General features: G+C 39.5%; 14 protein-coding genes and 1 pseudogene. 8 read left to right on the top strand and 7 right to left on the bottom strand.

The genetic code is table 11. The features are described 5' to 3' along the window. Positions 1–192: 192 nt before the first annotated feature. Positions 193–579, bottom strand: a complete 387-nt coding sequence (locus A9Y75_RS05835; RefSeq protein WP_071188574.1) for a thioredoxin domain-containing protein — start codon at positions 577–579, stop codon at positions 193–195. A 369-nt stretch (positions 580–948) separates the two neighbouring features. After that, on the bottom strand, positions 949–1,665 hold the full coding sequence (locus tag A9Y75_RS05830; RefSeq protein ID WP_177176126.1) for an NnrU family protein: 717 nt from the start codon (positions 1,663–1,665) through the stop codon (positions 949–951). A 239-nt stretch (positions 1,666–1,904) separates the two neighbouring features. Here A9Y75_RS05830 and A9Y75_RS05825 point away from each other — a divergent pair, with 239 nt between their 5' ends. From A9Y75_RS05825 to A9Y75_RS29375, 5 genes and pseudogenes are all read left to right on the top strand, one after another. Continuing rightward, a complete protein-coding gene (locus A9Y75_RS05825; protein WP_071188572.1) occupies positions 1,905–2,918 on the top strand; it encodes a LysR family transcriptional regulator in 1,014 nt (337 codons plus the stop codon). 99 nt (positions 2,919–3,017) lie between these two features. Further along, positions 3,018–4,397, top strand: coding sequence for a serine/threonine-protein kinase (locus tag A9Y75_RS05820; protein ID WP_071188571.1), 1,380 nt, complete (start codon positions 3,018–3,020; stop codon positions 4,395–4,397). Positions 4,398–4,424: 27 nt separating this feature from the next. Then, positions 4,425–5,459, top strand: coding sequence for a substrate-binding domain-containing protein (locus A9Y75_RS05815; protein ID WP_071188570.1), 1,035 nt, complete (start codon positions 4,425–4,427; stop codon positions 5,457–5,459). A gap of 73 nt (positions 5,460–5,532) precedes the next feature. Continuing rightward, the gene (locus A9Y75_RS05810) at positions 5,533–6,945 is read left to right on the top strand and encodes an ABC transporter substrate-binding protein (protein WP_071188569.1); all 1,413 of its coding nucleotides are present in this window, start codon (positions 5,533–5,535) and stop codon (positions 6,943–6,945) included. A gap of 125 nt (positions 6,946–7,070) precedes the next feature. Beyond that, positions 7,071–7,326 (top strand): annotated as a pseudogene (locus A9Y75_RS29375) (phosphate ABC transporter substrate-binding protein); the annotation flags it as partial. Between the two features lie 72 nt (positions 7,327–7,398). On the opposite strand, the gene A9Y75_RS05800 reads toward A9Y75_RS29375, so the two are convergent. After that, positions 7,399–8,118, bottom strand: coding sequence for a Crp/Fnr family transcriptional regulator (locus A9Y75_RS05800; RefSeq protein ID WP_016951115.1), 720 nt, complete (start codon positions 8,116–8,118; stop codon positions 7,399–7,401). Between the two features lie 374 nt (positions 8,119–8,492). Here A9Y75_RS05800 and A9Y75_RS05795 point away from each other — a divergent pair, with 374 nt between their 5' ends. After that, positions 8,493–9,281, top strand: a complete 789-nt coding sequence (locus A9Y75_RS05795) for a DALR anticodon-binding domain-containing protein (RefSeq protein ID WP_071188567.1) — start codon at positions 8,493–8,495, stop codon at positions 9,279–9,281. A gap of 151 nt (positions 9,282–9,432) precedes the next feature. Here the strand turns inward: A9Y75_RS05795 and A9Y75_RS05790 are convergent, their stop codons facing one another. Beyond that, positions 9,433–10,305 (bottom strand): HAD family hydrolase, encoded by an 873-nt coding sequence (locus A9Y75_RS05790; protein ID WP_071188566.1) that lies wholly within the window; start codon positions 10,303–10,305, stop codon positions 9,433–9,435. Positions 10,306–10,608: 303 nt separating this feature from the next. After that, positions 10,609–11,328, bottom strand: coding sequence for a PEP-CTERM sorting domain-containing protein (locus tag A9Y75_RS05785; RefSeq protein WP_071188565.1), 720 nt, complete (start codon positions 11,326–11,328; stop codon positions 10,609–10,611). A gap of 512 nt (positions 11,329–11,840) precedes the next feature. On the opposite strand from A9Y75_RS05785, the gene polA reads away from it, so the two are divergent. Then, positions 11,841–14,780 carry a DNA polymerase I gene (gene polA / locus A9Y75_RS05780; protein WP_071188564.1) on the top strand — a complete coding sequence of 980 codons (2,940 nt, stop codon included), beginning with the start codon at positions 11,841–11,843 and terminating at the stop codon, positions 14,778–14,780. Between the two features lie 27 nt (positions 14,781–14,807). After that, a complete protein-coding gene (locus A9Y75_RS05775; protein ID WP_071188563.1) occupies positions 14,808–15,770 on the top strand; it encodes an alpha/beta hydrolase in 963 nt (320 codons plus the stop codon). Here the strand turns inward: A9Y75_RS05775 and A9Y75_RS05770 are convergent, their stop codons facing one another. Together A9Y75_RS05770 and psb27 are read right to left on the bottom strand one after the other, a co-directional pair. Continuing rightward, entirely contained in the window at positions 15,771–17,279 is a 1,509-nt protein-coding gene (locus A9Y75_RS05770) for a family 10 glycosylhydrolase (protein ID WP_071188562.1), read from the bottom strand. A 142-nt stretch (positions 17,280–17,421) separates the two neighbouring features. Continuing rightward, the gene (gene psb27, locus A9Y75_RS05765; protein ID WP_071188561.1) at positions 17,422–17,820 is read right to left on the bottom strand and encodes a photosystem II protein Psb27; all 399 of its coding nucleotides are present in this window, start codon (positions 17,818–17,820) and stop codon (positions 17,422–17,424) included. Positions 17,821–17,890: the final 70 nt, after the last annotated feature.

Genomic DNA, 17,890 nt, shown 5'->3' with positions numbered 1-17,890 from the left:
TCCACAGTCAACGATCCAGGTCGGAACTGTTAATAATTGTGACACACACCCTAGATGATAAAATACCCCACCTAATGAGCTTTAGGTGGGGTGTTAAGCATGGTTTTAGATTTGGGGACAAATCAATTCAAAATTCAAAATTCAAAATTCCAGAAAACTTCCACCTCATGCATAGCTGCCTCTGGTCTCCAATTACACTGTGCGGCACTCCAAGTCTGCGGTTTTGGGAATATTGTAAGTTTTATGACTACTACTGTAGTTGAGTTTAATTTCTTCTAAAGCTAGACGTAAATCATCTCTACTGCGAAAACCTTCTAAACGTTGGCGGACTATGCCTTTTTCAATCAACAGTAAAGTAGGTAGTGACTTCAGTCTATAGGTGGTAGATAGCTTGAAATTTTGATCGGCGTTAACTCCCACAAGTTTAATTTCGTCGCCGCATTGGGCTTGAAATTGCAACAGCAGGGGATGGATGATGCGACACAAGCCACACCAAGGAGCCTCAAAATTAACTAAAACCGGAATTGGAGATTCTAAAACTTCTTGAGTAAATGTCCGCTCACTAACCGACAACACCATGACGCCTCTTGATTTATAAGGTTTTTATATCAAAGTAACTACCAGTATGGGAGATTGGCAAGTCAGCTTTTGCTGATATTAGCGCTCAAAATAGGTGTAAATTAGCAAAATTTAAGCGCATTTAAGACGTTGCTGACAAAAAAGCCAGCGCGACATTCACGGTGGCTTTTTTTATTGTTCAACTCCTGATTGCCGTTTCCTCCCAGGAAAGTAACTTGACCAGCAACTACCAATCTAAAATCTCAAACCGACTGAGGAAAATCTCACAGACAGGTATTTACTTTCATCCTACATTGATTTGGTGGTAATTGATAAGTCCAAATTTGGATAAAATTGGTATTTTCTGTTTATATTGGGGATCACTTAAAACTACCATCCCAACCTACTAGTTGCTACGAATAACAGCGGGTGCGACCACCACAGCAACGCCACAAAAATTCCAACCCCTAAATAGGCAGGGCGGAGGAATTCCTGCCATTTAAGAGATTGACGACCATCAAGAATAGCTTGAAAGGGAATAATTGAAGTCCGCTGTTTGACCGTTTCAAAGGCTTCTCCATAGCGGTTGCTTAAGCGGCGATCACCATGCCAAACTCCAAATAAGTGGTGTAGCACCAAACCGAATGATGTCACCAGTGTAAAGGTAGTGCCTATCCAGAGAGTATGGGCAACACACCAAATCACTTGTCCTACCATTTGTGGATGACGGGTAATACGAATAATTCCGGTCTCATAGAGATGAACTTGGGGCTTTTGAATAGCCGCAATTTCTAGTAGATTGAATGTAGCAGGATATAAAAATAAAAAGGAAATCGCTGACAGCACCCAAACGAGAGGTTGTATTCCTGGTATACCTTGCACTTGCCAAAGTTGCCAGCCATCATAACGGTGATTAAAAAAGTAAACAATTAAGATGACCGCCAAGGGTAAGCTGATTAATGCAAATAAAATGCGATAAAACCTCGGTCCGATGTATTTTTCTGCCCAAGGACGCAAAGCCGCGCCGCCACTGTGCGCGATCGCAAAAGCTAACTGTAACCCCAGCATGACAAAATGACTGGAGGTAAACCAAGGATTCGGCATCATAGACACAACTCAATTCAAAATTAAAAATTAAAGAATCCAAAATGAAAGAAGCTAGTATTGGTAAGCATCTTAACCTTTAACAGATTATACACAAGAGGACTTTAGCCAAGATGTTGTGGTAATGTCTTTTCCAAGTCCAGCCTCTCAGTTGAAGTTGTAATAAATCATGCCCAGCTTATTGCTGTTCACCTTGATTTATTGCCAAAATCGCTCCTTTCAAAGTTTGTGGGTTGAGCCTTATGTCTGACCTTCCTTTCACTTTAGATCAGTTACGCATTCTCAAAGCGATCGCCGCAGAGGGGAGCTTCAAGCGTGCCGCTGATAGTCTTTATGTCTCCCAACCAGCAGTCAGTTTGCAAGTACAAAACCTGGAACGCCAACTGGATGTACCCTTATTTGATCGGGGAGGACGACGCGCCCAATTAACCGAAGCAGGGCATCTACTCCTGAGCTACGGAGAAAAAATCTTAAGTCTGTGCCAAGAAACTTGTCGTGCGATCGAAGATTTACAAAATCTCCAAGGTGGTACTTTAATTGTCGGGGCTTCTCAAACTACCGGCACTTATCTTTTGCCGCGCATGATTGGAATGTTCCGACAAAAGTATCCAGATGTAGCAGTGCAATTGCACGTCCACTCTACCCGCCGCACGGCTTGGAGTGTGGCTAATGGACAAGTAGATTTAGCTATTATCGGTGGAGAGATTCCCGGTGAATTGGCGGAATCTTTGCAAATTGTTCCTTACGCAGAAGATGAACTGGCGCTGATTTTGCCAACATTCCATCCCTTTGCTAAACTCGAAACAATTCAAAAAGAAGACCTATATAAACTACAATTCATTGCTCTCGATTCTCAATCTACTATCCGCAAAGTCATTGATCAGGTGTTAGCACGCTGTGAGATTGATACCAGACGTTTTAAATTTGAAATGGAACTAAATTCCATAGAAGCTATTAAAAATGCTGTGCAATCTGGTTTAGGGGCTGCCTTTGTCTCTACTTCTGCGATCGCTAAAGAATTACAAATGGGTGTGCTACACCGTACCCCTATTGAAGGTGTAGTTGTCAAGCGAACCCTATGGCTGATTGTCAATCCCAATCGTTATCGTTCCAAAGCAGCAGAAGCCTTCAGTCAGGAAATTTTACCTCAGTTTGCTACTCCTACATGGCATGAAGATACGTTAAAATTATCACCAAAGGATTTAGTGGTAACTACATTGGATACCCTCAAATTCAATTCTTCTGACGCAGACTGAACATTTTTTTGTCAAAGGTTAACAGTGACTAGTACCGCAGAGCATCCGAGAAAGCGGTGCTAGTCACTAATAATTAATGACTAATGACTAAAAACTAATATGGAAGTTTACTGCACTCGTCCACATTGTTCGCGCCCAAAAAACCATTTTGCTGATTTAGATGAAATTACAACTTTAAAAACTACACAGCAAAAATACTGTACAAGCTGTGGGATGCCACTAATTTTGCGTGACCGCTATTTACCGATTAAACTTTTGGGACAAGGAGGATTTGGCGCAGCTTTTCTGGCAATTGATCGAGATACTCCGAAAATGCGTCAATGTGTAGTTAAGCAATTTCAGCCTGTCGGCAATTTAACCGAAGAAACTTTAAAAAAGGCCAGAGTTCTGTTTACACAAGAAGCAGAAACTTTAGAAGAAATAGGCAATGAACACAAGCAAATACCTAACCTATTTGCTTTTTTTACTATCACACTTCCCAGCTTGCAACCAAGTCAGCCCAACCAGTTTTTTTATTTAGTCCAAGAATATATTGATGGGCAAAATCTCGAAGAAGAATTAATTCAAAATGGCAATTTTTCTGAAGTCCAAGCGCTAGAAATACTCAGAGAAATTCTCCCAGTGCTGACGTTTATTCACGACAGAGGCATTATTCACAGAGATATTAAACCCTCTAATATCATGCGTCGTCGGGATGGTAAACTCTTTTTGTTGGATTTTGGTGCAGTTAAGCAAGTTACCAATGCCCCTGCTGGTGCTGCTGCTTCCACGGGAATCTATTCTATGGGATTTGCACCACCGGAACAGATGTCAGGAAGTCAAGTCTTTCCATCTACGGATTTATATGCTTTTGCGGTTACTCTCATCACTTTAATGACAGGACAAGAGGCAAATCAGCTATTTGATGCCTATACTAATCAATGGAAATGGCGTTCTCAAATCACCGTTAGCCCCCGATTAGCTGATATTTTAGACAAAATGCTGCTGGCTGCTGCTAGTCAACGCTTTCAGTCAGCCGAAGAAGTTTTAGAAGCTCTTTTTGCTCCCTCAGTTCCACCAACAGTATTACCACAACCTCTACCACAACAACCTTTACCACAAACATCTCCAAAACCAATACCAGTTCAACCGGCTTTTGCAACTTGGGAATTATTAGCTGGAGCGGCTTTTAGCGGTTTTGAAGGAGCATTAATAGCGATCGCTCTTTTGAGTTTAGTCAAAAACCCTATCATTACTTTAGCTATTGCTTTTGTGGTTTTAGGAAGTCTGATTTTTAGTCAAACTAAGCGCTGGATTGAAAAATTTGATCTGCTCATTATTCCCACAATTAGTTTGGCAATTATATTTTTTGTGCCTTACTTACAGGGAGGTCTTGCCATTCAGCAAATAGTGATTTTAGCAGTTGCTGCTGCCTTAGTAACTATCGCTATATCAACGTTATTTAAACTTATTTATAAACTATTATCTTCAATACTTTAGAAACAATTAACATCAACAAAACCAAGTATGTCTCACAAGAATGAAACGCTTAGGCTGCTTTTATCTCTTATCATTACCGGTGGGTTAATTTTTGGAGGCTTATGGTTTTTAATGGAACGTTGGGCAAAAATTAATAGTTCTAATTCTGAGAACTTAGTTGATAAATCCAAAAGTCCAAATTCATCACCTAGTTGTAATGTAGCCAATATTCCTGAAGGCACATTTAATTATGGTGGAAGCACCACCTGGTCTCCCATACGTAAAGACGTAGATTCAGTACTGCAAACAATTTGCCCTCAGTTTATTTTACGATACACACAACCCCTTTTTGATAAACCAGGCTCAGGAACTGGTATTAAGATGTTGATAGATAATCAACTAGCTTTTTCTCAATCATCTCGTTCAATCAAAGCAGAAGAAAACACACAAGCTCAACAAAAAGGATTTAGTCTCAAAGAAATTCCTGTAGCAATTGATGGGATTGCCATCGCAGTTCACCCTCAACTCAATGTATCTGGTTTAAGTGTTGCCCAAATCAAAGATATTTACACTGGCAAAATTACTAATTGGCAACAGGTAGGTGGATTGAATTTACCTATTATAGCCTTATCTCGTAGCAAAGAAGCAGGAGGAACAGTAGAATTTTTTGTGGAAAATATCCTCAATAAAGATAAATTTGGTAGCAATGTTAGTTACATTGGGACAACGACAGAAGCTATCAGAAAAATAGCCACTACTCCAGGTGGAATTTACTACGCTTCGGCTCCAGAGATTGTCCCCCAATGTACAATTAAATCTCTCCCAATCGGGCGGACAAGCAGTCAATTTGTAGCACCTTATCAACAACCCCTAATACCTCCATCTGAATGTCCTGGTAAGCGTAACCAGTTAAATGCTCAAGATTTTCGTAGTGGAAATTACCCAATAACTCGCAATTTATTTGTGATTGTCAAACAGAATGGTCAAGCTGATCAACAAGCAGGAGAAGCTTATGCAAATTGGTTAGTAACACCTCAAGGTCAAGAACTGATTGAAAAGGCTGGATTTATCAGAATCAAGTGATCCTAATTAAGCCAGATGAACTTGATCAGAATAATTAAATAGCAAGCAAATTTAACCCTATTAAAAATCAATTATGTCAAACAAAAACGAAATTAAAATTTTAGTCTTATCTCTACTATTAACAACAGGGTTAGCTGGTGGGGGGATTTGGTGGTTTATTCATAGTTCTGGGTTTAATGTTGGTAGTAATACCACTTCCAATCCAACAAATATCAGCAACAAATCAATTAGCGAACGCATTAGTTTTGGCGATAAATCCTTAACTCCCGGAGAAATATCTTCAGCTAAAAAAGACGGCATCCAGGCTTCAGCTAATAAAAGTTATGACAAAGCAATTGCCGATTTCACAACCTCTCTAAAACTCAAACCAAACGACCCAGAAGCACTGATATATCTGAATAATGCCCATATCGGCTTGGAAAGAAGCTATACCATTGTTGCATCTGTACCTATTGGTACTGACTCCAATGCGGCTTTAGAAATTTTACGGGGTATTGCTCAAGCTCAAAATGAAATTAATATTGCTGGGGGAATTAAAGGCGTTCTCTTAAAAGTAGGCATAGCTAACGACGATGATAATCCAGAAATATCTCAACAAATCGCTGCTAACTTAGTTAAAAATTCGGAAGTATTAGGTGTAGTTGGTCCTAATACAAGTGATGCCACTTTAGCAGCAGGTGCTGTTTATACCTCTGGAGAACTTGTCGCTATTTCTCCTACCAGCACTTCAGTAAAACTTTCTAACTTTAGCCCCTATGTTCTTCGCACGGTTCCCAGTGATTTTATGGCTGCTAGAACCTTAGCTAACTACATGGTAAAAACCTTGCAGAAAAAGAAAGCTGTAGTTTTCTTCAATTCTCAAAGTAACTATAGCCAATCTTTAAAATCTGAGTTTGTTTCTTCTCTAGCTTTGGAAGGTGGACAAATATCCAGCGAAGTTGATTTATCTCAGGGGAATTTTAGTGCAGCTAAAAGTGTAGAAAGGGCAATTCAAGAAGGAGCAGAAGTGTTGATGTTAGCGGCGAATACTGAAACTTTGGACAAAACATTACAAGTAGTTCAAGTAAATCAGAAACGCTTAACTTTACTGGGAGGCGATGATGTTTATAGCCTCAAAACTTTAGAAATTGGTAGAGAACAAGCAACAGGAATGGTAGTCGCCGTTCCCTGGCATATTGATGGTGAAACTAAGTCAGATTTTCCCCAAAAGTCTCGCAAGTTATGGAGTGGTGATGTAAGTTGGCGTACTGCCCTTGCCTATGATGCCACAAAAGCCTTTATGGCGGCGCTAGAAATTAATCCCACCCGGTCTGGAATTCAACAAGCTTTAGTTTCGTCAGATTTTGCAGCAATAGGTGCTTCTGGCGCAATTCGCTTTTTACAATCAGGCGATCGCAATGCCCCAGTCCAACTTGTGAAAATTGTTCCCGGTAATCGCTCCCGTACTGGCTATGACTTTGAGCCAATCCGAGACAAGTTAAAATAATTCGTAATTCGTAATTCGTAATTCGTAATAGTGCCTCCAGCAGGCTGCGCCAACGTAATTCGTAAACAGGGAACAGAAAATTCTTAATTTTCCCCGCGTCCCCGTTTCTCCGCATAAGAGCGTCTGTCCAAGACATTTTGGGTGGTCAAGCTTTCAGTCCCCAAGTGGAATTTGCCTCCACGACCACCCAAGCCTTAAAAAGCTGGCTCATAGTCTTGGTGATATCTATTACGCTTCTGCCGATTACCCAAAATCTGTTTGTGGTGGTTAAACAGAAAGATTTAGAACGAGGAGCAAGCAGATTTTGCTTACACCGATTTACTTTTAACAGAGCAGGGACAGGAACTAATTACCCAGACTGGGTTTGTTAAAATCCGCTGACTCCTGCTAGTTATGGCTTTGAAAATAGCAAACACCAACTTATCTGCTCAGAATGTGGCTTCTAACTGTGCTTTAGTTGGCTCTGTTAATCGACTCTGCTGGCAAGCAAATCAAATTATCCCCTTGGGTAAGGATTAGTCCGCGTTGACGCAATTTACCCATCAAGCGGGTAACTGTGACACGAGTTGAACCAATCGCGCTCCCTATTTGGGCATGGGTGAGGGGGAAGGGTAGGCAATAACCACGAATTACATCGGGATCAGTTTCGCTCATTGCTGGCTCTCCATATTCCTCAATTAACAAAGTGAGAAATCCTAAGAGTCGGTCAATTGTGCGTCGTTGTCCTAAGGCACTTAACCACAAGAGCTTGCGCTGGTGTTGATATCTAAACGCATCCATTACTTCACGGCGGAAGTGAGGCCAGTTGTCTAAATCATGCCAATACATCCATAACACCGCAGTTTGGTCAACGTGGGCATAAGATTGGAGTGTAAAGGGCGATTGAGCAACGATTTCAAATGGTTGTCCTGCTCCCACAAAACCCAAAAAGGCTTCTTCTGGGGTTCTGTTGATGCGTCGAGATGTTAGTTGACTAGCAGTCGCACTGACTTGGGCTGTTCCTACCATGCGGATTGCACCCCTTTGGACTAAATAGAGCAATCCCGGTCTAGCAGGAATGCGCTCATCTTTGCTGAAGGTGCGGCAGCGGTAGTGTTCTTGGGCCCAATCAAGAATGCGTTGCCAAGTTAAGAAAGGCCGTGATGCTTCGGAAAAGGAAGATTGAGATTGCATAGGTAACAAAGAGCGTTAGGCTGAAGACAAAGACGTAATAAAAAGGTGCAAGGAGTGTCTTTGTGTTAACAGGGTTGGCTTAACGCCTAGTAGCGTCAGCCGTCTAAAGTGTAGAAAGCAAATATTGCCCTCTACTCTTCTGTTATACTTCTTACTGTACAATGAAGGTAGTAAAGTTTACTCATGATTCATCGATTATTCATGAAATTTTATCCTACTCTCATTTTTCTTTACCTAGAGTTAACTTCTATCTAAAGGTGGATGGAACAGGATAAAATAGTCGTATCCACAAAAGTTTCCCAAAGATCTACGTGCATCAACGGCTACTTTTTAAGAAGTATACATCAATTAAACATTTAGTCTATATCCATTTCATGAATTTTCTAAGTGATTATACTAATCGTGGGAAGACTCTGTGCATAGATGATGGAAAAATTCCTCTATACCAAGGTGGAGATATTGAAGAGGTTTTGTATATTTCCAGTCTAGCTCTGCGGCTATCAACACCAGATAATTCAAAAGCTATGGAAATTGCTTGCGAAATTGCTGCTCATTTATCGGCAGAATGTGGCGAAATTTTCAGAGTTAAAATAGTTCCCCCTGGTTGCATTTATATAGAGCTTACTCATCTTACTCTAGCAGATTGGCTTCACAGTATTACAGTTGTAAATACTGAATTAAAAAGTATTAAAAATGCCGATAGTATCATAAATACTGATAAATTAGTATTTCCTATTCAATATAGCCATGCACGGTGCTGTTCGTTATTACGATTAGCTCACCGAGAGGGATTGATTGAACTTGTAGATAATAGTCTGAATGTTGGGTATTTTCAGTCCGCCCAATCTATACCGTGGCTTGATGATGATCAAAAATTGCGTCTCCATCAACCAGATGAAGTTCGTCTCATTCACCAGCTGGTAAAAGTGGTAGACGATTTAGTATATCCTGATGCTCGTAGTTCAGTTAACTGGGGAAAAACAGGGCTAAAATTGAGCCAAGCTTTTGATAACTTTTGGCGTAATTGCCGTATTTGGGGTGAAGTAAAAATTAATTCCAGGGAATTAGCCCAAGCTAGACTGGGATTATTAATAGCTACTCAGTTGGTGTTAAGGTCTGTGTTGGAGACAAAATTGGGGGTTTTTGCACCTCTAGAGCTATAAACTTGGTCAATTCGACTAATAGAAAATAAAAATTTTGATTACAGATATTGACGCAATAAATCTCCTCGGTTATAGTAGCAAGTGTGTGAGGAGCGAACCATAAAAGACACCGAGACGAAACACGGCCAGTCGTCGGTGTCTTTTTTGATTTCTAAAGTAGAAATTTCTCTATGGCTACAGCGGCTCCATCTGCTTCTACATGAGGAGCTACCCAATTAGCGATCGCTTGCACTGCTTCTGGAGCGCTACCCATAGCCACACCAATACCTGCATATTCTAGCATTTCTACATCATTGAAATTATCGCCAATAGTCATCACATTGTCTCTTTCTAATCCCAGCAGTTCTTCTGCGAGGTAGCGCACAGCAGTTCCTTTATTAACAAATGGATTGGCTGCTTCTAAAAAAGTAGCAACGGATGTTGTCATATACAGTTCTGCGGGTGTGTATTGAAGACGTAAATTACCCAAGAGTTCTTGAATTAAATTAGCATCGTCGCACAAAGCTAAAACTTTGGTGGGTTGATCACTCAAAACTTGACGCAAATCACCGACGGGAATGGGAGTGACACCACAACGTTCTGCATAAAGTTCAGTCTCTGTGGTGATTTCCCGCACATAGAGTTGGTCATTAATATAAAAATGGACAGAAAGTAAAGAACGCAATTGCGGCTGTTCAAAGTAATCTAGTAATTGCTGAGTAATTTCTCTAGGAACAGCTAAATGACGATGAATTTTTTGGTTTTTTGGGTCTTGAATCCAAGCTCCTTGATAGGCTACAAGTGGTAAAGTAGATTTAATGTCTTGATGAAACCGCAAAGCTGAACAATACATTCTACCTGTGGCTATGGCTACTTGAATGCCTTTTGCTTGGACTTTGGCGATCGCTTGTTTGACAGTTTCACTGACTTGGTTGTCGTGACCAGCAATTGTACCATCTATATCTAATACTAGTAGTTTAATATCTTTTTCAACTTGAGCTAGATTGCTAGTTGATGGTAAATCAGTAGCGGATGCTTTGTGCATAAATTCCCCAGATTGAAGTGCTAGTAAGAGATTAACAATCTCTGGTAGACAATGGGGAGTATTCAGGGTAAAGAAAATATTTTGCCTAAAAACAATAATTTATCGCATCTTGTAGACACGATAAAAAAGGATAACTAAATTAAAGCCGTGGACAGGGTGGTTAGGACATCAATTGATAATGAAACTCCCACTACAAGAGGGTTTTACTCCTGACTCCTGCTATAAATTAAATACTTACAAAATTGACTATTCAAACCTAAAGTTGATGACTGGGGTGGAACAACCACCTATTGTATAACCCTATTACTTTGAGATTTGAAATAGGCTTTTTTTGCGTTGTGATAGCAGACCAAAACCAGCAACTAAACCAAATCCCAGTAAAGTGGAGGGTTCAGGTACTTTAGTCGAATTGGGAGTATCGTAGTTATATGTCACACTCAGATTCGCTTTCGCTAAGGTTTCTACATAGGAACTAATATTACCTGAGCCTGTGACTGTCGATTTAGCTATAGCGGAGAACAAGAAGTCTAGATTTCCAACACCAGTGAATATATCCAACGAGGAGTTATCTGTGAACATCTTAGAGATAAATTCTGTGGCAGTTAAGTTGTCAATTTTTCTGCCAGATTCGCCAGTAAAATCTGTTGTGCCATCATATGTAGCAACGTTGTAAGAATAGGTGCTGCTGGGAGTGATGGGTAATGGAGGATTTAGGTTTAACCCTTCTTTGGTTAAATTTATTAGCGCACCGAGGTTGACTGTGACTGTAGAAGCATTACTGCTACGGTTTTCAAAACCTGCATTTCCACTGATGTCACCAGTAAAATTTAACTGTACTGATTTGAGAATACCCAATGCGGAATCAAACTTTTGAATGCTGAGTGTTTTCTTAATATCTGTATATTCAAAACCACCCGAAGAAGTAGTATAGGTGAGGGAAGCGGCATTTGCAGTTCCTGCGGTGGCAACAATTCCTGCTAAGGTAGTAGCTGCTGCTAAAGTGCTGATAAATTTAGAGTTCATAGATAGATGCTGTGTTGAAATACTTTTGAATACTAACCAATTTATAGCTCTAAAACACTGATTAGCGCTTTCGTAAATGTACTCAATTAAATTTAAAGTTTTGATGATGATTCCAGTTCAATATTTCATCGATGATATTTTACGTAAGTATTATTTACGTAAGTGAAAATACCACCGCAAGCATTTTTGATTTGTGGAAATTACAAGACTCAGAGTTCCAACTGCTCAAATAGACATCTCCAGAAATTAAATATGCATGATCCAGAACCCTTGTAGAGATGTTGCATGGGTAGGGATTCTCGGCTCTACAATCTTTTTCACCAGATGTCTAATAAGATAGATATACATCTACCTTCTTTCTTCCTTGTTCCCTGTCTAAATGAGTAGATTCACAAATTACTGCAAGGTGAAAATAACTATCCAGTCAAAAAAAGGTTAAAAAGCTGAGAAAACTTGCTTTCTTATACGTAGGTAGTATGTACGCAAGGAAAAATACTAGCTATAATAGACTTATGTCTCTAAATTCCGTTAACAATTTGACTTCTCACTCTGCAATTACAAATAATCCTACGTTTATTCTCGTAGATGGACATTCCTTGGCTTTTCGTTCCTACTTTGCTTTTGCTAAAGGTAAAAACGGAGGACTACGTACAAAAGCTGGTATTCCTACTAGCGTATGTTTTGGCTTTCTTAAGTGTTTGCTGGAAGTAATAACAACACAACAGCCGCAAGCGATTGCGGTAGCGTTTGATTTAAAGTTGCCAACTTTCCGCCATGAAGCGGATAACACTTATAAAGCAGGACGTGCTGAAACACCAGAAGATTTCATTCCCGACTTAGCAAACTTACAGGAGTTGCTAAATGGTTTTAATTTACCAATTTTAACTGCTCCAGGTTATGAAGCGGATGATGTTTTGGGAACTCTGGCACAAAAAGCTGCTGCTGCTGGGTATCGGGTGAAAATTTTATCAGGGGATAAAGATTTATTTCAATTGATAGATGCTGATAAGGGAATTACTGTTTTAAATTTTAGTCCAGAAGCATTAAAACGTTCTACAAATAGTATTACTGAATTTAGAGCAGAACAAGTTCAAGAAAAATTAGGCATATTACCTACACAAATTGTTGATTTCAAAGCTCTTTGTGGTGACAAATCAGATAATATTCCTGGGGTAAAAGGAATTGGTGAAAAGACATCTGTAAAACTGCTTAATACTTATAATTCCCTTGATAATGTTTATGATTCATTAAACGAAATTCAAGGTACGACTAAGGAAAAATTGATCAATGGCAAAGAAAATGCTTTTCATTCTCGTTACTTAGCGCAAATAATTGTTGATGTTCCTATAGAAGTTGATTTAGAAGATTGTAAATTAACAGGATTTGATAGCACCGTTCTCAGCCCAATTTTAGAGAAGTTAGAATTTAATAATTTTCTAGATAAAATCAACGAACTCCAATTTAAATTTGGTGGACAAGTTGCATCAACTCCCAAAGCGGATAAACCTGAAATAAAAGATATTGATGAAGATCATGATTTGTGGTTTTTTAGTGCTGCTGATACAACAGAAGCAAAAAAACAAGCTGCTTCCCCAATTCAACCCAACATCATTAATACAGAAGCTAAATTAACTCAATTAGTGGAACTATTAAAAACATTCACTAATCCTGAAATACCCGTTGCTTGGGATACAGAAACCACCGCATTAGAACCTAGAGATGCGGATTTAGTAGGAATTGGTTGCTGTTGGGGAAAAGAAGCAAATGAAGTAGCTTATATCCCTTTGAATCATAAATATGGATATAGTTTAAGTCAAGATTTAGTATTAGAAGCATTGCGTCCAATTTTAGAAAGTGCTGATTATCCTAAATCTTTACAAAATGCTAAATTTGATCGCTTAATTTTCAAGTGTCAGGGAATTAATTTGACAGGAGTGGTGTTTGATACCATGCTGGCAAGTTACTTGATAAATCCAGATAGTAGCCATAATTTAAGTGATTTAGCACAGCGATATTTAGGATTAATAGCAACAAGTTATGTTGATTTAGTTCCGAAAGGTAAAACCATTGCTGATATAGATATTCCTGCTGTCGCTGATTATTGCGGAATGGATGCTTATTCTACATTTGGGTTAGTCCCAAAATTGCGAGAAGAACTAGAAAAAACTCCGGCTTTATCTAAACTTTTAAAAGAGGTTGAACAACCACTAGAACCAGTTTTAGCGGAAATGGAATATACAGGAGTAAGAATTAATTCAGATTATCTCCAAGAACTTTCCCAGCAGTTAGAAACAGAATTAGCAAAATTAGAAATAACAGCAACTGAAATTGCTGGAGAAAAATTTAATTTAGGTTCTCCTAAACAAATGAGCCACATTTTATTTGAGAAGTTGGGATTAAGTACTAAATATTCTCGGAAGATTCAAACTGGGTATTCTACAGACGCAGCAACTTTAGAAAAACTCCAAGAAGTTGATGAAAGTGGTTTTGTTGATGCGATTCAGGAATATCGGACTTTATCAAAATTAAAATCCACCTATGTGGATGCTTTACCAGTATTAGTACATCCAAAAAGTCAACGCTTACATACAGATTTTAACCAAGCTGCAACTTCAACGGGGAGGTTATCTTCTTCTAATCCAAATTTGCAAAATATCCCGATTCGTACCGCTTTTAGCAGACAAATTAGAAAAGCGTTTTTACCCGAATCAGGTTGGTTAATGGTAGCTGCTGATTATTCACAAATTGAATTAAGAATTCTAGCTCATTTGAGTCAAGAACCGATATTACTAAAAGCATATCAGCAAAATGAAGATATTCACACTGTCACAGCAAAATTAGTCTTTGAAAAAGAAGAAATAACATCAGAAGAACGCCGTTTTGCGAAGACAATTAATTTTGGCGTAATTTATGGGATGGGTTCTCTCAAATTTGCGCGTTCAACGGGTATAGATAAAGCTAATGCAAATGAATTTATTAAGCGATTTAATGAACGATATCCTCAAGTATTTAAATATTTAGAGGGAGTGAAAAAACAAGCGATTGCTCACGGTTATGTAGAAACAATTCTGGGTAGACGGCGTTATTTTGATTTTACTAGTAATACTTTACGCGATTTAAAAAATCGGAATATAGAAGATATTGATTTGAGCAAATTGAAAAACTTAGGTGCTTATGATGCGGGGTTATTGCGTTCGGCTGCAAATGCACCAATTCAAGGTTCTAGTGCGGATATTATCAAAATTGCTATGGTGCAATTACATGAGGTTTTAAAGAATTATCAAGCACGGTTGTTGTTACAAGTGCATGATGAATTAGTTTTTGAAGTTCCTCCTCACGAGTGGGAAGAATTGCAACTACAAATTAAGTCGGTGATGGAAAATGCTGTTTCTTTAACTGTACCGTTGCTGGTTGATGTGCGTGCGGGTGATAATTGGATGGAGATGACGTAAGCTGATTGGTGTTGATATAAGCTAAATATGCCTATTTACGGTGCTGATACGATTAATTTTGAGGGTGTGAAGGGCGATCGCTATTGGTTTCATGAACCATTTTCTTGCACTGGTGTAGGTGATATTGATGAAAGATTAAGCGGTTTTCCCGTTGCTGTGTTTCTTCCCAGTCATCGACCTGTTCAGGATACACCGTTAGTAATTGGTTTACAAGGAATGTGTGCGCCCTATCGCTGGAATAATTTTATTGTCCCGACATTGACACAGATGGGCATTGCAGTGGCTTTATTTGATGCTCCATTTGCGGGTGAACGCAGTTTGGTTAGAACATTTACGGCGATAGTGGAAAATGAAATTAAGCCTTTAGTTGACAGAGGTATTCCATTTGATACGGAACTTTTATCAAAAATATTTCAGCAAACTGCGGTAGATATTACCAGCATCCATCAATTTTGCCAGGAAAAATACGGTATTAGTAATCGTTTGGGTTTGTTTGGGGTGAGTATGGGTGTTTTATTTAGTTCCTATGCTTTTACTGCTCATGGAATTGGAGAAAGGTTATTAGGTACAATTGGTCATGCGAATCTCCAAACTTTTGCTAATAGTTGGGGTCGTTCAATTTTGCCAGATTTAGCAGCTTCACCTTTGGGAAATTTAGCAGAAATTATTTTAGGAAAAATGCAACCACAAATAAAACCTGTGGTGCAGATGCTCAAATTAGCGAAAGATTTAAAATACCCTGATAAATATGCTCAAATCTGCAACCCCATGACTTATGTTGAGCAAGTGAAATCACCCCGTAGGGTGAGATTTTTAGTAGGTGCAAATGACCCGATTGTTAATGTAAAAAATGCCCAAGCTTGCGCTAGATGTTTCCCTGATGGTGATTGTTATGTAGTTCCAGGATTAGGACATGGAAACAGAAAATGGGGTCTGACATTTGTTGATCATGTACGTTACTTTCTAGGTACGCAATTGGGTGATTGGTAGTTATGGAAGACGGCAAAATTTGCGATCGCCATCCTGTTCAGGATATTGCCAAGAATAAGCAAAATGGCTGACTCCCTTAATTTGAGGGGCAAATTGGCGTAAAGCTGCCATCTGCACTTCTAGAGGTGGACGATTACTAATTGATTCTCCCCATTTACCAGCTAAAGCTGGAATTATCTGTGTACCAGGTTGTGCCATATTCAAAACCCGTTGCACTTGCTCGGCAATACAACTCGCATTATTATTACCACAATTTGCATAAGCCATAGGATGCCATTCTAGAGAAGCAGGAAAACGATCCCAAGGTTGCAAACGGGAATCATAACCTTGTCCTATAGCTTGATTACCTTCTGGAAAAAACACCGCCCCAGCGGGTATGCGTTGCTGCTGTGCTGGAGAACTAGCTAAGGCGACAAAATCTAGGATACCTTGCATTGCATGGGCTACAGCCAACTGCCATAGCTCTAATTGTAAAAGTTGTTGTCTGTTAGTTGGTGATAAAAGCGACTTTTCGGCTGTTGGGGGATTGCGTCCTTCCCAAAGAGGTTCACCTTCTTGGGGATAAAGTTTATCAACTTGATTGATGTCTCCTGTGGTGACATATCCCTTAGTTAAAAAGCGCCGCATTAATTCTAACCCTTTGGAGTTTAAAGCTCTACGGAAAAAGGCTTCTTGGGTTGCGGGCGTAAATAACCACAAATCGGAAACTTTAGTAGCAATAGAGTTACTTCCGGCTTGTCGAGGATAACGTACATAGTCCAATAACAAGCCATCTGGCCGACGACGCAGGACTTCTTGTACCATGCGGTAGTAATCGGTTTTTGCTTGGAGGTTATAGGGGTCGATAAATACTTGAGAGGCGTTATCTACAACAGCTAAACTGTTTTGTCCTTTACCATTACGAGCGATCGCTTCTTGTCTACTGGGAATCTGTCCGTAAGTATAACCAAAATTGACGGTAAACATCCAAGCATAAACCTTCAAACCCCGTTCTTGACCTTTTTTAATCCCTGCTGCTAGTAAATCAATTTTTTCTGTTCCACGGGTGCGAACTACAGCAGGCCAAACTGTGGGATTAGCGGCTGCTGGCAATAGTACTTGTCCATCATAAAATGCTTCTAAATAAACTTGGTTATAGCCACGGCTAACAATCCGATCCATAACTTGATCAATTGCTCCCGGCTGTGTGTCGCAGGGATATAAACGCAACCATATGGCTTGGGTTTGCGGCCAATTACGACTGCGACAATTTTGTAATTCTTTTGCGTGTTGTTTTATGAGCTTTTGGTAGCTATTTTGGCTATCTCGATTACCTTTGAGTGCTGATAAACGTAGCTTTTCTTTTTCTTGGGTTGCTTTTGGTGATAGCTGACAAGACTGAAGTACTACTTGCGCTTTTGCTGTTTGGTTGCCAAAGTTAGAAAGCAACACACTACTACTAACAAGAACAGCGAACAAACTGCGCCAAAATAATATTGGTCTTGTAAAGTTCAATAAACAATTAGACATACAGCAGAATTCAGGAATCAGGAATCAGGAGTCAGAAGGGGCGTATTGCAATACGCCCGTACAGGAGTCAAAAATGCAAAGTCAAAATTTGGAACTTTGAATTTTTGGCTCTTGACAATAAGATAAATAAAATAGCTGATGGTTAGCTACCACGCTTAAGTGCTGTTTCTACGAGATCAAACTCCTTCACTAGGCGAGTTTTGAGCTTTTGAGGGATAGGACGATTTGGGTAAGAACTGTAGTGGCCAGCTAAGGCGTTGAGGGCTGTTCGCATGGTTGTAAAAGAGCTAAGAGTGGAGACAGAATTAGCTCGCTGATAACGAGCAGAAAAGTCATTAATTTTTTGACGTGCTTCTGCTTGAAGTTCTGCTTTATTTGGGGAATCTGGTAATAAATCTATGGCTTGTCTCAAGGTATTAACTACTGCCAAGGTATCTTGACGATAATCCCCTGTTAAACTATCTGGACTACCAGAACAGCCCATTAAACCAATGGTGACAACCAAAACCAGTGCAAGCAGACGCGACCAATAACGCTTCATATGCATTAAGTAAAACAATATGTAAATCAACGTCCATCCTATCTTGGATTGGGATCATTGAAGAAGACAC

This window comes from Trichormus sp. NMC-1 (genome assembly GCF_001858025.1).
In the GTDB taxonomy this organism is placed as follows: domain Bacteria; phylum Cyanobacteriota; class Cyanobacteriia; order Cyanobacteriales; family Nostocaceae; genus Anabaena.
This window is presented reverse-complemented; position numbering and strand designations above follow the sequence as displayed.

Coding starts and splice junctions, on each gene's coding strand:
- A9Y75_RS05800 (WP_016951115.1), bottom strand. CDS start 8,118: ATGCAATCTCAATCTTCCTTTTCCGAAGCATCACGGCCTTTCTTAACT.
- A9Y75_RS05825 (WP_071188572.1), top strand. CDS start 1,905: ATGTCTGACCTTCCTTTCACTTTAGATCAGTTACGCATTCTCAAAGCG.
- A9Y75_RS05820 (WP_071188571.1), top strand. CDS start 3,018: ATGGAAGTTTACTGCACTCGTCCACATTGTTCGCGCCCAAAAAACCAT.
- A9Y75_RS05770 (WP_071188562.1), bottom strand. CDS start 17,279: ATGTCTAATTGTTTATTGAACTTTACAAGACCAATATTATTTTGGCGC.
- polA (WP_071188564.1), top strand. CDS start 11,841: ATGTCTCTAAATTCCGTTAACAATTTGACTTCTCACTCTGCAATTACA.
- psb27 (WP_071188561.1), bottom strand. CDS start 17,820: ATGAAGCGTTATTGGTCGCGTCTGCTTGCACTGGTTTTGGTTGTCACC.
- A9Y75_RS05810 (WP_071188569.1), top strand. CDS start 5,533: ATGTCAAACAAAAACGAAATTAAAATTTTAGTCTTATCTCTACTATTA.
- A9Y75_RS05830 (WP_177176126.1), bottom strand. CDS start 1,665: ATGATGCCGAATCCTTGGTTTACCTCCAGTCATTTTGTCATGCTGGGG.
- A9Y75_RS05835 (WP_071188574.1), bottom strand. CDS start 579: ATGGTGTTGTCGGTTAGTGAGCGGACATTTACTCAAGAAGTTTTAGAA.
- A9Y75_RS05785 (WP_071188565.1), bottom strand. CDS start 11,328: ATGAACTCTAAATTTATCAGCACTTTAGCAGCAGCTACTACCTTAGCA.
- A9Y75_RS05815 (WP_071188570.1), top strand. CDS start 4,425: ATGTCTCACAAGAATGAAACGCTTAGGCTGCTTTTATCTCTTATCATT.
- A9Y75_RS05775 (WP_071188563.1), top strand. CDS start 14,808: ATGCCTATTTACGGTGCTGATACGATTAATTTTGAGGGTGTGAAGGGC.
- A9Y75_RS05790 (WP_071188566.1), bottom strand. CDS start 10,305: ATGCACAAAGCATCCGCTACTGATTTACCATCAACTAGCAATCTAGCT.
- A9Y75_RS05795 (WP_071188567.1), top strand. CDS start 8,493: ATGAATTTTCTAAGTGATTATACTAATCGTGGGAAGACTCTGTGCATA.